The organism is Massilia sp. BKSP1R2A-1, assembly GCF_050586525.1.
Lineage (GTDB): Bacteria > Pseudomonadota > Gammaproteobacteria > Burkholderiales > Burkholderiaceae_D > Telluria.
Map to the genome: position 1 here is coordinate 207226 of NZ_JBOBRE010000001.1, position 13186 is coordinate 220411.

The following is a 13186-nucleotide window of genomic DNA, read 5'->3' on the forward strand; positions in this document are numbered from 1 at the left end:
TGCTGACAAGGGGGTAACACCCTTGGCAAGCGCGACAATGTTCCGTTGTATCCGCGCGATATTTCCATGCGGAATGTAATTTCTCCATTTCAAGTCGGCTTGCCGTGCGGCATTATTGGGACCTGTTCAGGCCAGCGCGTTCTGCGCTGCCAGCTTTCCAGGAAAATCCCCAATGAGCATTATCGACTACGCGCCCGTCGGCATCGTCGACGATCGTGACACCCTGCTGACTTCCCTGCAAAGCGGCGCCGTTGCCGCCACGCTCACCGCCGTCGACACCGGCCCACTGACCGGCGGACGCTGGGTCATCGACGCCCAGTCGAACCCGGGCCTGTTCTCGATCGCCTACAATCCGGCCATCGACGAGACGGCGCGCCTGGTGCTGAACAATGCGGCCCTCCTGCCCGAGGTCGGCGCCGCGACCACGGTGACCGTGCACTACTACGACAAGAACCAGCTCGACGCCTGGGGCAACCCGCGCGCCGGCACCGGTTTTACCCAAACCCTGATCTACAACGTGGAAGCGGGCAGCACGCGCGAGCTCGACGGCTTCGGCAGCGACCTCGGCCTGGGCCTGGCCAGCAGCGGCGCCAGCCCGGAACTGGCCACCCTGTCGACCGGCCAGTTCCTGGCCGTGTGGGAGTCGCGTGACGGCGCCATCAACGCCCAGGTGCGCGACGCCTCGGGCGGCGCGGCGACCGGCGTGTTCGCGATCACCGCCGCGAGCGACGGCGTGACGGAAAGCTCCCCAAGCGTCGCGGCGCTCTCGGACGGCCGCGCCGTGGTCGCCTACACCAGCATGGCCTGGGGCACGCCGCGCGTGAGCTACCGCATCACGGATTCCTGGGGCAATCTCGGCCAGGAAGTCATGGTCGGTGCCGGCGGCGACACCGGCATGCCCGACGTCGTCGCCCTGCAGAACGGCGGCTTTGCCTTTGCCTGGCGCGTCGGCGGCCAGATCCACGTGCGCACGGCTGATGCGGCCGGGAACCTGCTCGCCGGCGAGCAGGTCTACGGCAACCTCGGCACCGCCTTCAGCCCGAGCCTGGCGGCAGTCGGCGGCAGCTATGTGGTGAGCTGGGGCGAACTCGGCGACGGCAACGTCTACGCGGCCCTGAACGGCGGCGCACCTTTCCTCGCCAGCGGCGACGGCCTGGCCGCCACCCTGGCGACCGCGGCCCCGCTGCCGTCGATCACGACGCTGGCCGGCGGCGGCTTCGTGGTGGCCTGGGACAGCTATGCCAACTCGCCCTGGGGCTATGCCGCCAGCGACATCTTCTTCCAGATGTTCGACGCTGCCGGCAACCGCGTCGGCGGCATGACCCAGGCGAACGTCGACGGCGGCGGTGGCCGTTTCGACGCCTACGTCACCGCGCTGTCCGACGGCGGCTTCGTCGTCACCTGGGAATCGCAGTCCGGCGACTTCGACGGCAACGGCGTGTTCGGCCGCCGCTTCGGCTCCGACGGCGCGGCCCGCGACGCCTGCGAATTCGCGATCAACGAGATGCGCCAGGGCGACCAGTCGCACGTGGCCGTGACCGCCCTGGCAAGCGGCGGTTTCGCCAGCGCCTGGGTCGACACCCAGGCCGACGGCGCCTCCTACATCGAGGCGCGCGTGCTGTCCGGCCAGGGCGGCAGCCTGGCCAACGACAGCGCCAACCTGTTCAGCTCCAGCACCGGCAGCCAGAAGTTCGACGGCCTGGGCGGCATCGACACCGTGTCCTACGGCATGAGCAAGAACATGTACGCGATCTCGCGCGCCGGCAACGCGGCGACCGTGGTCGACCGCTCCGGCGTCGGCGGCACCGACAGCCTGGTCAACGTCGAGCGCCTGGCCTTCAAGGACGTGTCGGTGGCGCTGGACATCGACGGCAATGCCGGCAAGGCCTACCGGCTGTACAAGGCCGCCTTCGACCGCGAGCCGGACGCCGGCGGTCTGGGTTTCTGGATCAAGATGATCGACAACGGCGTGACCCTGGCGCAGGCCGCGGCCGGCTTCACCGCCAGCGCGGAGTTCGCCCGTACCTACGGCGCGCAGACCAGCAATGCGGAATTCGTCACCCTGCTGTACGAGAACACCCTGCACCGCGCACCGGAAGCGGGCGGCTACAACTTCTGGATGAACGCACTGGACCTCGGCTTCTCGCGCGGCGAGCTGCTGGCCTTCTTCAGCGAAAGCCCGGAAAACCAGGCCCAGGTCATTGGCCTGATCCAGAACGGCATCGAGTTCACGCCTTACGGCTGAGCACCACCAGCACCAGGCATCGCCCAGGCCGTGGCAGGATAAGATCATGCCGCTCATTTGAGTTATACTGATTGCTCAAATGGGAGGAATTATGAAGAGCCCCGTCAGCCGATCCCCGGCGGCATTGTCCAGGACGACAAGCGCCGCTCCGGTAATGCGCAGTAGAAGGAAAGCGAAAACTCCGGAAGAAGGGAACGAGAGGGACAGTTTTCAGCACTGGGTGCTTCGTTATCACGATGTTTTTTTGAGCAGTCCCCAATCTCGCATCGACCGCATTCGCCAGGGCGTTCCTGCTGAAGACTTCAAGGTGTTCATTGTCCAGCTCGGCATCACGCAGGAAAAGGTATGCCGCATGCTCGATATCGCACCGGCGACGGTGAATCGCAAGGCGGCCTTGCACCAGCCCTTGTCACGGGAAGAGAGCGAAAAAGTGATCGGCATGGCCAAGTTGATTGGCCAGGTAGAGGCCATGCTTGCGGACTCCGGCGACCCCGAAGCGATGAAGGACTTCGATGCGAGGAAATGGGTAGCCCGCTGGATGGATGAACCGATCCCGGCCCTCGGGGGACATACCCCCGCCGAGTACATGGACACCTTCGAGGGGCAGGAGCTGATCTCCAGTCTGCTCAAGACGATGCAGACCGGGGCCTACGCATGAAGGCATGGCGAATTGCCACCGACACACCCGACTACACCGCGGAAGATCTGTCCGGAGCCGGTGCCAAGGTTTCCGGCGGACGCTGGAACAGGAAGGGCAATGCCATGGTCTATTGTGCATCGAATATTTCCCTCGCCGTGCTGGAGACGTTCGTCCATCTCAAGGCCGGCGGACTGCCCCTGAACCGCTACCTGGTCGAACTCGATATACCGACCGCAGTCTGGAAAAAGGCAGCCCGCCTGATCGTGCCTCAGATCGGCTGGGACGCCATCCCGACCGGCAGAATCAGCCTTGACGAAGGGGATGCCTGGCTGAAGAGCAACAAAAGCGCGGTGATGCTGGTTCCTTCGGTCATCGTGCCCGAAGAATGCAATGTGCTGATCAATCCAGGACATCCCGATACCCGGCACATCAAAGCGAACAAGGTCAGGAAGTGGGGGTACGATCCACGCCTTCTGGGGCCGCACGGCGGGCTATGAAGTCCCGCGTGTCGCTCAGGCGCCGAACAGGGTGTACTCCATGCCGTCCTGGATGGCCCCGATCACCTGCGCCTTGTTCTCGTTCGACTCGCCGAATGCCGCCAGCACCAGCGTCCAGTGGTCATCGCCGCCCTTTTCGGGCTCACGGTGCAGCACGTTCTGGTACAGGCGCGTCGCGAACTGGTCGTTCGTGAGATTGTTGCCGTAGCGCTCGGCGAAATCTCCGCTGGCCAGGAAGCCGCCCGCCACCGTGTCCAGCGACGTCCCGTGGTCGAGCACGTGGATCCAGGCGCCCAGGCCGCCCGCGTCCGGCTTGCGGTCGAACGCCGCCTGGTAGATGCGGTAGGCCTGGCCCGCGGTGCCGTCGACGTCGAAGGCGACCATGCTCTTGCCGAACTGGAGGCGTTCGACATTGCCCATGGCATCCCTCAAAATAGTGTCCTGGATGCTTCATACTATCAGCCAATCGAGAATTTTTGACTGTCGGTAGATAATTTTTAACAATGCTTCAGGGCTGGTGCTCGCGTTTGGCCAGGGCTTCGCCCAGCATCACCAGCACCGGGCCGTGGCCGGGCTCCAGGCCGCGCGCCAGATCCTGCAAGGTCATGCGTACGATGCGCTCGTCGGGCCGGCTGCAGTTCTCGACGATTACGACGGGCAGTCCGGCGCGCCGGCCCTCGGCCAGCAGGCGCTCGGCGGTGGCGGAGGCTTCGCGGCCGCCCATGTACTGCACCAGGGTGTCGGTTTTGGGAAGGGCGGGCGGTGCGGCGTCCCGCTGGTCGGGCTGGCCCGGCGCCGTGCTCGAGGTGAAGAAGGCGACGCTGCGCGCCACGCCGCGCTTGGTGAGGGGCTGCTTGGAGGCCGCCGCGGCGGCAACCGCCGTGGTGATGCCGGGGACGATCTCGACCTCGACGCCGGCCGCTTCCAGCGCGCGCAATTCCTCGTCGGCGCGGCCGAAGAGCATCGGGTCGCCGCCTTTCAGGCGCACGATGCACTGGTATCTGCCGGCGCAGTCGACCAGCTGCTCGTTGATCAGGGTTTGCGCGGTGGAGCGCTGGCCCGAGCGCTTGCCGACGGAGATCAGCTCCGCCTGGCGGCACAACCCCAGCATCTCGGGGGTGACGAGGGCGTCGTAGAGCACGACGTCGGCTTGCGCCAGCAGGCGCGCGCCGCGCACGGTGATGAGGTCGGCGGCGCCGGGTCCGGCTCCTACCAGATAGACTTTGCCCAGCCCCGCCATGGCACCCCTTCGCTTATTGATCCAGTCGGATCATACCCGCAGCGACGGTCTGGTGGGTGACTTCATCGATCAGGATGAAGGCGCCCGTCGCGCGGTTGTCGCAATAGGCGTCGGCGGCCAGCGGCTGCTGCACGGTGAGCTGCACGGTGGCGATGTCGTTGAGCTTCAGGCCTTCCGCCGCATGCCGCTGCTGGGTGTTGACGTCCAGGATGCTGTCGACCTGCTTGATCTTGGCGGCGGTCTGGCGGGTGCCGTGCTTGATCCAGTACTTGCGGCGCGCATCGAGCGGCTCGTCCGACATCCAGCACATGTCCGCCACCACCTGCTTGAGCAGGGTCGCCGGCTGTTCGCTGCCTGCCAGCAGGTCGCCGCGCGAGATGTCCAGGTATTCGTTCAGCAGCAGGGTCACCGACTGGCCGGCGGTCGCCGATTGCAGGGAACCGTCGAAGGTCACGATATCCTTCACGGTGGCCGTCTGGCCCGAGGGCTGGACCACCAGCGTATCGCCCACCGAGACCTTGCCCGATTCGATGCGGCCCATATAGCCGCGGAAGTCGTTGGCTTCGTGGCCGTTGTGGCGCGCCACCAGCTGCACCGGGAAGCGGAAGGGGGCGGCGTGCGATTCGTCGTAGACCGACAGGCCTTCCAGTAGCTCGATCAGGGTCGGGCCTTCGTACCAGGCCATCTTCTCGGAGCGGTCCACCACGTTGTCGCCGCTGAGTGCCGACAGCGGGATCGCGGTGACGTCCTTCAGGCCCAGCGAATCGGCGAATTCGCGGTAGGCCGCCACGATGCGCTCGTAGACGGTGCGGTCGTAGTTCACCAGGTCCATCTTGTTGACGGCCACGATCACGTGCTCGATCTGCAGCAGCTTGGCGATGGTCGAGTGGCGCTTGGTCTGGGTCAGCAGGGTCACCGAACCGTCGTCGCCGAGCTTCACTTTCGACACGTCCACCAGGATGATCACGGCGTCCGCGGTCGAGGCGCCGGTCACCATATTGCGGGTGTACTGCTCGTGGCCCGGGGTGTCGGCGATGATGAACTTGCGCTTCGGCGTGGCGAAGTAGCGGTAGGCCACGTCGATGGTGATGCCCTGTTCGCGCTCGGCTTCCAGGCCGTCGGTCAAGAGGGACAGGTCGATGGTGTCGCCCACGGTGCGCTTGTGCTTGGAGCGCGAGACGGCGGCCAGCTGGTCGGCGAAGATGCCCTTGCTGTCGAACAGCAGGCGGCCGATCAGGGTACTCTTGCCGTCGTCGACGGAACCCGCGGTGATGAAGCGCAGCAGGCCCCGTTGCTTGAGATTGTCGGTCATGGCGTTCATCAGAAATATCCTTGCTTCTTGCGTTTTTCCATCGACGCTTCCGAGGTCTGGTCGTCCATGCGGGTCGCGCCGCGCTCGGTCACTTCGGTGACGGCGGTTTCGGCAATGATGTTCTCGACCGTGGCGGCGGTGGACGCCACCGGGCAGGTGCAGGAGATGTCGCCGACGGTACGGAAGCGCACGGTGCGGGTCTCGATCGCTTCGCCTTCGCGCGCCGGGGTCAGCGGGGTGAGCGGCACCAGCAGGCCGTTGCGCGGGATCACCTGGCGCTCGTGGGCAAAGTAGATCGAGGGCAGGGCCAGCTTCTCGCGGGCGATGTACTGCCACACGTCGAGTTCGGTCCAGTTCGAGATCGGGAAGACGCGCATGTTCTCGCCCGGGTGGACACGGGTGTTATACAGGTCCCACAGTTCCGGACGCTGGGCCTTCGGGTCCCACTGGCCGAATTCGTCGCGGAAGGAGAAGATGCGCTCTTTCGCACGGGCCTTTTCTTCGTCGCGGCGGGCGCCGCCGATGCAGGCGTCGAAGCCGTGCTCGGCAATGGTTTCCAGCAGGGTCACGGCCTGGGCCGCATTGCGCGAGTCGGTTTGCGGATTGCGCAGGCGCACGGTGCCGCGCTTGATCGAATCCTCGACCGAGCCGACGATCAGGCGCTCACCGAGCTCCGCCACACGAGCGTCGCGGAAGGCGATCACCTCGTCGAAATTGTGGCCGGTATCGATGTGCACCAGGGGGAAGGGGAATTTACCCGGACGGAAGGCCTTCTCGGCCAGGCGCAGCAGCACGACCGAGTCCTTGCCGCCCGAGAACAGCAGGGCGGGATTGCTGCATTCGGCCGCCACTTCGCGCAGGATGTGGATGGCCTCGGATTCCAGTGCGTCGAGGTGGCGCGCATTCACGTCCGTGAGCACGGCCGGATTGTCGAGTAGGGTCGTCATGTTGTTTGCCTGTTTGCAGCGGCTCAGGCCGCTACGGATGTAATGCGAATAAGTTTGCCGTCGACCAGGTGCAGGCCGCATTCCTTGGATTCAGGGTTTTCCCACCACCAGCGTCCGGCGCGCACATCCTCGCCCGGCTGGATGGCGCGGGTGCAGGGTTCGCAGCCGATCGAAGGGTAGCCACGGTCATGCAGGGCGTTGTATGGCACATTGTTCGTGCGCAGATACTCCCAGACATCTTCCTCCGACCAGTCAGCCAGGGGATTGAACTTCTGCATGCCGTGGGCCGCATCGTCTTCCTGTACGGCCAGCTCGGCGCGGGTCGTCGACTGGGCGCGGCGCTGGCCGGTGATCCAGGCCTGCTTGCCCGCAAGCGCGCGGCCCAGGGGCTCGACCTTGCGGATGCGGCAGCATTCCTTGCGCATCTCGACGCTGTCGTAGAAGGCGTTCAGGCCGTTCTGCGCCACATAGGCCTCGACCGCGTCGGGCTGGGGCCGGAACAGGGCGATGTCAATGCCGTACGTGTCCCGCACGCGGTTCAGCATATCGAGCGTCTCGGCGTGCAGGCGGCCGGTCTCCAAGGAGAAGATGCCGATCGGCAGCTTCGCTTTCAGGATCAGGTCGGTCAGGACCATGTCCTCGGCCGCCAGGCTGGAGGCGAACACGGCGGGCGAATGATCGCGGGCGATGCGCGCCAGGATGGCTTGCGTCTCTTCGACGCGGCGGTGCAGGTCGCTCATGGTGCGTCCTTCAGATGCCCGCGCCGATGTCGGTCAGTTCCGGCGGCGCGCCGCGCGGCGCACGGCGGAACAGCGGCAGCGGCTGGTCGACCGATGCCTGATAGGTCTCCGAGAACACGGTCAGGCCCTTCAGGGCGTCGTGGATGCTGCGGTCCTGGCGGGTCGCGAAGGCGTCGAAACCGACGCGCGACAGCGGCCACAGCTGGTCACGCAGGACGTCGCCGATGGCGCGCAGCTCGCCCGTGTACGCCAGGCGCTTGCGCAAATTGAAGGCGGTCGAGTAGCCGCGGCCGTCCGAGAACTTCGGGAAGTCGACGGCGACCAGGGCCAGGCGACCGAGGTCGTCCTTGATACTTGCCGCCTGTTCGTCCGGCGCCAGCCAGACCGCGATGGCGGCACGCTGGCCCAGCGTCTCGCGCTGGGCCAGCCACACGGTCAGCGGCACGATGAACTTGCCTTCAGGGACTTCGACGGCGTCGGGCGTCTCACCCTCGGCCAGGCGCAACACGCTCCAGTCGTCGTCGACCACTTCGCGATGCTTGATGATCTGCTTATGAACGACAAAATTAGGCATAGTGGTCTTCCCCAACCAGTTCGCCCGCCGCGATCGGCGTGGCATAGACGTGTTCCTTGAATGGCGTGATGCCGAGGCGATGCACGGTGTCGACGAAGCGCTCGCCTTCGAAGCGTTCGCGCACATAGACTTCGAGCAGGCGGCCGACGACTTCCGGCATCTGCACGGCCGAGAAGGACGGGCCGATGATCTTGCCGATGGCGGAGGTGTTGCCTTGCGAACCGCCGATCGACACCTGGTACCATTCGCTGCCGTCCTTGTCGACGCCGAGGATGCCGATGGCGCCCACATGGTGGTGGCCGCAGGCGTTGATGCAGCCCGAGATGTTCAGTTCGATGTCGCCGATGTCGTGCTGGAAGTCGAGGTTGTCGAAGCGTTCCGCAATGGCGGCTGCGATCGGGATCGACTTGGCATTCGCCAGCGAGCAGAAATCGCCGCCCGGGCAGGCGATGATGTCGGTCAGCAGGCCGATGTTCGGCGTTGCCAGGCCCTTGGCCTTCGCCAGCTGCCACAGTTCGAACAGCTTGCTCTGTTCGACGTCGGCCAGCACCAGGTTCTGCTCGTGGGTCACGCGCAGTTCGCCGAAGCTGTACTTGTCGGCGAGATCGGCCACGAAGTCCATCTGCTCGGCGGTCGCGTCGCCCGGCGGCACGCCGGTCTTCTTGAGCGACAGCACCACGGCGGCGTAGCCCGGCACCTTGTGCGGCTTGACGTTGCGGTTGATCCAGTTGGCAAACGCGCGGTTGTCGGCGTGCTGGGCGGCCGGATCGATGTCTTCCAGCTGGGCATAGCCGTGCGGCTGGAACCACTGGGCCACGCGGTCGAATTCTTCCTGGGTGAGCGTTTCCGGGCCGTCCTTCAGGTCCTGCCACTCTTCTTCGACCTGGCGGGTGAATTCCTCGACGCCCACGGCCTTCAACAGGATCTTGATGCGGGCCTTGTACTTGTTGTCGCGGCGGCCGTGCTGGTTGTACACGCGCATCACGGCTTCGGTATAGGTCAGCAGGTGCTGCCAGGGCAGGAAGTCGCGGATGACCGAGCCCAGGATCGGGGTACGGCCCATGCCGCCGCCGGCCATGAACTTGAAGCCGACTTCGCCCGCATCGTTCTTCACCAGGGTCAGGCCGATGTCGTGGATGGCGATCGCGGCGCGGTCTTCGACGGCGCCGTTGATCGCCACCTTGAATTTGCGCGGCAGGGCGATGAACTCGGGGTGGAAGGTGCTCCACTGGCGCAGGATCTCGGCGAAGGGGCGCGGATCGATGATCTCGTCGGCCGCCACGCCGGCGAACTCGTCGGTGGTGATGTTGCGGATGCAGTTGCCCGAGGTCTGGATGGCGTGCATCTCGACCGAGGCCAGGTCTTCCAGGATCTGCGGCGTCTGCTCCAGCTCGATCCAGTTGTACTGGATGTTCTGGCGGGTGGTGAAGTGGCCGTAGCCACGGTCATATTTGCGCGCGATATGGGCGAACATGCGCATCTGACGCGACGCCAGCAGGCCGTAGGGCACGGCGACACGCAGCATGTAGGCGTGGCGCTGCATGTACAGGCCGTTTTGCAGTCGCAGGGGCAGGAATTCTTCCTCAAGCAGCTCACCGGACAGGCGGCGTTCCACCTGGCTGCGGTACTGTGCGATGCGTTCGCGCACGATGAGATGGTCGTAGTGGTCGTAGCGGTACATGGTCTCGTCCAATGGGGCAAACATTGTCCACCCGTTAAATGTTGGGTCAAGTGTAAGCACCACGCTATATATTCCAAACTACGGAGATTTCATTTGCTTATATGCGTAACTCGAATAAGCATCTTAAAATGTCACCTGCTGCCGCATTGACAAGAACCATACCAACCATCGACCACTCTTCATGAACCTTCACCAGCTGCGCTTCGTGCGCGAAGCCGTCCGCCAGAACTACAACCTGACCGACGCCGCCAAGGCGCTGTTCACCTCCCAGCCCGGGGTCTCGAAAGCCATCATCGAGCTCGAGGAAGAGCTCGGGGTCGACATCTTCACCCGCCACGGCAAGCGCATCCGCGGGCTGACCGAGCCCGGCCGCCTGGTGCTGCAGTCGGTCGAGCTGATCATGCAGGAAATCGACAGCCTGAAACGCATCGGCAAGGAATACGCGGCCCACGACAGCGGCAGCTTCACCATCGCCACCACCCACACCCAGGCGCGCTACATGCTGCCCAAGGTGGTGCAGGCCTTCATGCTGAAGTTCCCCAAGGTGCGCTTGTCTTTATTGCAGGGCAATCCGAAGCAGATCGCCGACATGGTCAAGAACGACCAGGCCGACCTGGCCATCGCCACCGAGTCGATCGCCGCCATCGAGGGCCTGATCACCCTGCCGTGCTACCAGTGGGAACACGTGCTGGTGGTGCCGCCGGACCACCCGCTGACCCGTTCGAAGGCCGTCTCGCTGGAAGAGATCGCCTCCTACCCGGTGATCACCTACGATGCCGCCTTTGCCGGCCGCAGCAAGATCGACCACGCCTTCGGCCTGCGCAACCTCAAGCCGGACGTGCTGCTCGAGGCCATCGACGCGGACGTCATCAAGACCTATGTCGAGCTGGGCATGGGCGTGGGCATCATCGCCGGCATGGCCTTCGACCCGGAACGCGACCGCAACCTGCGCGCCATTCCCGTCGGCCAGCTGTTCGGCATGAACATTTCGCGGGTAGCCGTGAAGCAGGGCGCCTACCTGCGCAGCTACATCTACACCTTCATCGAACTGCTGGCCCCGACCCTGAACCGCAAGATGGTCGAGTCGGCGATGCGCGGCGGCGAGAACTACGAGCTTTAACAAGGAAAATTTATGAGCACTAGCAATTCGGTCGTTGATTTCTTCACGAAAATCGCCGACCACTATGACGCCCAGTTCCACGACGAGAGCGACGAAGACCGCCAGGACGACCTCGACGACGTCGCCGAGCAGGTCGCGGAACTGATGCGCGGCCACACCGTGCTGGAACTGGGCTGCGGCACCGGCTACTGGACCGATGTGATCGCCGAGACGGCCACCCAGGTCATCGCCACCGACGCCAGCGAAGCCATGCTGAACGTGGCCCGCGAGCATGGCGAGGGGCTGGAAAATGTGCGCTATCGCGTGGTCGACGCGCTGGACATCCCGGCGGACATTGCCGAGGGCGGCAAGATCACTGCCGTGTTCGCCGGCTTCCTGTGGTCGCACCTGAAGAAGGAACAGCAGGACGCCTTCCTGGCCGGCCTGCGTTCACGCATCGGCAAGGATACGCTGCTGGTGCTGATCGACGACGAATACGTCGAGGGCGCCAGCCCGACGGTCGCACGCACCGATGCCCAGGGCAATACCTGGGCCCAGTTCGTCGACGCCGACGGCAATCGCCACGAGCTGCCGAAGAACTACCCCACCGACAGCGCCCTGCGCAAGCGCCTCGGCACGGCCGTCCGCGAGATCAAGATCGGCCGCTGGGATTCCTGCTGGGCGCTGACCTGCCGCCTGAAATAAGGCCGAGAATCAACACTTCGGTGTCAGGTCTGACAAATGGACACGGGCTCAACAGTCAGCGTCAATAACGCTCGAGCTCGTGTCCGAATGTCAGACCTGACACCGGTGTAGTTGCTGACCTGCCGCCTGAAATAAGGCCGAGAATCAACACCTCGGTGTCAGGTCTGACAAATGGACACGGGCTCAACAGTCAGCGTCAATAACGCTCGAGCTCGTGTCCGAATGTCAGACCTGACACCGGTGTAGTTGACCTGACACCGGTGTAGGTTTAGAATCCGCCGCGGCTGCCGCCGATATTGATGCCGCCGCTGCCGGACGGGCTGCCGCCGCCCGGCATGCCGCCGGCGCCGCCCGGTCCGCCACGGCCGCGGCCGCCGCCTTCCGGTCGGTTGCCGCGCTCAGGCTTTCCTTCGCCGCCGGGGCCTCCCGGCTGGCGCTCCAGCGTGCTGCGCACATGCGCCAGCAGCCTGGTGCGCTGCGCGTCGTCGAGTGCGTCGTTCATCAATAACCAGGTTTCCCGCAAGGCCAGGTCCTCGGCCTGGGTGGCCGCCGCGTCGGCGTCGAGCGGGGCGGCAAGCGTGCGCAGGTCGCCCGCCGGGTCGCCTGCCAATGCCCTGGCTGCCGCGTCGAGCGCCTCGCGGCGCTCCTTGCGCGTGCGCAGGATGGTGCGGGTCTTGCGTTCGCTCTGTTCCCACAGGAGGCGCTGGTTCTCGTTCAGGGCCAGTTCCTTCCTGATTTCCGGCGCCTGCATCAGGAGCTCGTCGGCGCGCCAGTCCGAAATGGGAATGGCCCGGGCGGCGGGCAGGCAGAAGAGCAGGGCGGTGGCGAGGGCAAGCGGCAGACGTTTCATGGACAGGCGTCGAAATGAGGGGAGCCCATTGTCTGTTGCTAAGGCGTAAAGCGCGGTTACTCAGCTGTAAGGAAATGTTGCTGGTGCCTTGTCTCCTTTCTGCTTTATGGCCTGATGCTATCCTTCCCGCCTAAGCCCTCGATTTGTGTTCGCGTCCACTTACTCGATGGTGAAAGACTTCACTGCCGGGGATCTGCTGCAACTCAAGTGGCTCAATGGCGCCGCCGCATCCGTGAGCGGCTTCGCCAGCCTGGACGATGCGACCGCCGTGTTCTCGAACTACGTCGACGCCGCCATCACCCAGGCCCGTGCCGGCGAGGCCGTCTGGTTCAGCTACCAGGGCAACGCCTATGTGGTCGTCGACAGCGGCGCCGAGTCCGCGGCTGCCTTCGCGGCCGGCCAGGACCTGATCGTCCAGCTGACCGGTGTCGACCTGACGAAGGTCTCGTTCAACGCCCAGTACGGCACCATCGCCCTGGTGTAGGCGGCGCCCGCGGCTACCCGCCCGTCATAAAGTGTGGGCGGGCCCGCTTTTCCAGGGGCGTCGCCGATATACTCGAACGAGCACATCACCTGGGAGGAACCATGCCTGGCCGCTTCGTTCGCAGAACCATTCTGGTATCGCTTGCTTGCTGGACCCTGGCCGCAGAGGCTGC

14 protein-coding genes are annotated in these 13186 nt (G+C 65.0%); 6 read left to right on the plus strand and 8 right to left on the minus strand.

Features of this window, described 5'->3' with window-relative positions; genetic code table 11:
* Window positions 1–172: 172 nt before the first annotated feature.
* From ACQ7JA_RS00890 to ACQ7JA_RS00900, 3 genes are all read left to right on the plus strand, one after another.
* Entirely contained in the window at window positions 173–2245 is a 2073-nt protein-coding gene (locus ACQ7JA_RS00890) for a DUF4214 domain-containing protein (protein ID WP_430894010.1), read from the plus strand.
* Window positions 2246–2336: 91 nt separating this feature from the next.
* Window positions 2337–2903 (plus strand): type II RES/Xre toxin-antitoxin system antitoxin, encoded by a 567-nt coding sequence (parS, locus tag ACQ7JA_RS00895; protein ID WP_430894012.1) that lies wholly within the window; start codon window positions 2337–2339, stop codon window positions 2901–2903.
* Window positions 2900–3382 carry an RES family NAD+ phosphorylase gene (locus ACQ7JA_RS00900; protein ID WP_430894014.1) on the plus strand — a complete coding sequence of 161 codons (483 nt, stop codon included), beginning with the start codon at window positions 2900–2902 and terminating at the stop codon, window positions 3380–3382. Before parS ends, ACQ7JA_RS00900 begins: the two co-directional genes overlap by 4 nt.
* A gap of 15 nt (window positions 3383–3397) precedes the next feature.
* On the opposite strand, the gene ACQ7JA_RS00905 is transcribed toward ACQ7JA_RS00900, so the two are convergent.
* The 7 genes from ACQ7JA_RS00905 to ACQ7JA_RS00935 all read right to left on the minus strand — a co-directional run bounded on the left by ACQ7JA_RS00905 (window position 3398) and on the right by ACQ7JA_RS00935 (window position 9876).
* A complete protein-coding gene (locus ACQ7JA_RS00905) occupies window positions 3398–3802 on the minus strand; it encodes a DUF4214 domain-containing protein (RefSeq protein ID WP_430894016.1) in 405 nt (134 codons plus the stop codon).
* Between the two features lie 88 nt (window positions 3803–3890).
* Entirely contained in the window at window positions 3891–4622 is a 732-nt protein-coding gene (gene cobA / locus ACQ7JA_RS00910; protein WP_430894018.1) for a uroporphyrinogen-III C-methyltransferase, read from the minus strand.
* Window positions 4623–4635: 13 nt separating this feature from the next.
* Window positions 4636–5943 carry a sulfate adenylyltransferase subunit 1 gene (locus tag ACQ7JA_RS00915; protein WP_430894020.1) on the minus strand — a complete coding sequence of 436 codons (1308 nt, stop codon included), beginning with the start codon at window positions 5941–5943 and terminating at the stop codon, window positions 4636–4638.
* The gene (gene cysD, locus ACQ7JA_RS00920) at window positions 5943–6881 is read right to left on the minus strand and encodes a sulfate adenylyltransferase subunit CysD (RefSeq protein WP_430894022.1); all 939 of its coding nucleotides are present in this window, start codon (window positions 6879–6881) and stop codon (window positions 5943–5945) included. The genes ACQ7JA_RS00915 and cysD overlap by 1 nt, the downstream gene beginning before the upstream one ends.
* A gap of 23 nt (window positions 6882–6904) precedes the next feature.
* The gene (locus tag ACQ7JA_RS00925; protein WP_430894024.1) at window positions 6905–7621 is read right to left on the minus strand and encodes a phosphoadenylyl-sulfate reductase; all 717 of its coding nucleotides are present in this window, start codon (window positions 7619–7621) and stop codon (window positions 6905–6907) included.
* Between the two features lie 10 nt (window positions 7622–7631).
* Window positions 7632–8195 (minus strand): DUF934 domain-containing protein, encoded by a 564-nt coding sequence (locus tag ACQ7JA_RS00930; RefSeq protein ID WP_430894026.1) that lies wholly within the window; start codon window positions 8193–8195, stop codon window positions 7632–7634.
* Entirely contained in the window at window positions 8188–9876 is a 1689-nt protein-coding gene (locus ACQ7JA_RS00935) for a nitrite/sulfite reductase (RefSeq protein WP_430894501.1), read from the minus strand. The genes ACQ7JA_RS00930 and ACQ7JA_RS00935 overlap by 8 nt, the downstream gene beginning before the upstream one ends.
* A gap of 181 nt (window positions 9877–10057) precedes the next feature.
* Between ACQ7JA_RS00935 and ACQ7JA_RS00940 the strand changes: the two genes are divergently transcribed.
* Window positions 10058–10996 (plus strand): CysB family HTH-type transcriptional regulator, encoded by a 939-nt coding sequence (locus ACQ7JA_RS00940; RefSeq protein ID WP_430894028.1) that lies wholly within the window; start codon window positions 10058–10060, stop codon window positions 10994–10996.
* 12 nt (window positions 10997–11008) lie between these two features.
* Window positions 11009–11680: a class I SAM-dependent methyltransferase gene (locus tag ACQ7JA_RS00945; RefSeq protein WP_430894030.1), complete on the plus strand. Its 672-nt coding sequence runs from the start codon at window positions 11009–11011 to the stop codon at window positions 11678–11680.
* A 268-nt stretch (window positions 11681–11948) separates the two neighbouring features.
* Here ACQ7JA_RS00945 and ACQ7JA_RS00950 read toward each other — a convergent pair whose 3' ends face one another.
* Window positions 11949–12530, minus strand: a complete 582-nt coding sequence (locus ACQ7JA_RS00950; RefSeq protein ID WP_430894032.1) for a hypothetical protein — start codon at window positions 12528–12530, stop codon at window positions 11949–11951.
* Window positions 12531–12675: 145 nt separating this feature from the next.
* Between ACQ7JA_RS00950 and ACQ7JA_RS00955 the strand changes: the two genes are divergently transcribed.
* The gene (locus tag ACQ7JA_RS00955; protein ID WP_430894034.1) at window positions 12676–13014 is read left to right on the plus strand and encodes a bluetail domain-containing putative surface protein; all 339 of its coding nucleotides are present in this window, start codon (window positions 12676–12678) and stop codon (window positions 13012–13014) included.
* The last annotated feature ends 172 nt before the right edge of the window (window positions 13015–13186 follow it).

Coding starts and splice junctions, on each gene's coding strand:
- ACQ7JA_RS00890 (WP_430894010.1), top strand. CDS start 173: ATGAGCATTATCGACTACGCGCCCGTCGGCATCGTCGACGATCGTGAC.
- parS (WP_430894012.1), top strand. CDS start 2,337: ATGAAGAGCCCCGTCAGCCGATCCCCGGCGGCATTGTCCAGGACGACA.
- ACQ7JA_RS00900 (WP_430894014.1), top strand. CDS start 2,900: ATGAAGGCATGGCGAATTGCCACCGACACACCCGACTACACCGCGGAA.
- ACQ7JA_RS00905 (WP_430894016.1), bottom strand. CDS start 3,802: ATGGGCAATGTCGAACGCCTCCAGTTCGGCAAGAGCATGGTCGCCTTC.
- cobA (WP_430894018.1), bottom strand. CDS start 4,622: ATGGCGGGGCTGGGCAAAGTCTATCTGGTAGGAGCCGGACCCGGCGCC.
- ACQ7JA_RS00915 (WP_430894020.1), bottom strand. CDS start 5,943: ATGAACGCCATGACCGACAATCTCAAGCAACGGGGCCTGCTGCGCTTC.
- cysD (WP_430894022.1), bottom strand. CDS start 6,881: ATGACGACCCTACTCGACAATCCGGCCGTGCTCACGGACGTGAATGCG.
- ACQ7JA_RS00925 (WP_430894024.1), bottom strand. CDS start 7,621: ATGAGCGACCTGCACCGCCGCGTCGAAGAGACGCAAGCCATCCTGGCG.
- ACQ7JA_RS00930 (WP_430894026.1), bottom strand. CDS start 8,195: ATGCCTAATTTTGTCGTTCATAAGCAGATCATCAAGCATCGCGAAGTG.
- ACQ7JA_RS00935 (WP_430894501.1), bottom strand. CDS start 9,876: ATGTACCGCTACGACCACTACGACCATCTCATCGTGCGCGAACGCATC.
- ACQ7JA_RS00940 (WP_430894028.1), top strand. CDS start 10,058: ATGAACCTTCACCAGCTGCGCTTCGTGCGCGAAGCCGTCCGCCAGAAC.
- ACQ7JA_RS00945 (WP_430894030.1), top strand. CDS start 11,009: ATGAGCACTAGCAATTCGGTCGTTGATTTCTTCACGAAAATCGCCGAC.
- ACQ7JA_RS00950 (WP_430894032.1), bottom strand. CDS start 12,530: ATGAAACGTCTGCCGCTTGCCCTCGCCACCGCCCTGCTCTTCTGCCTG.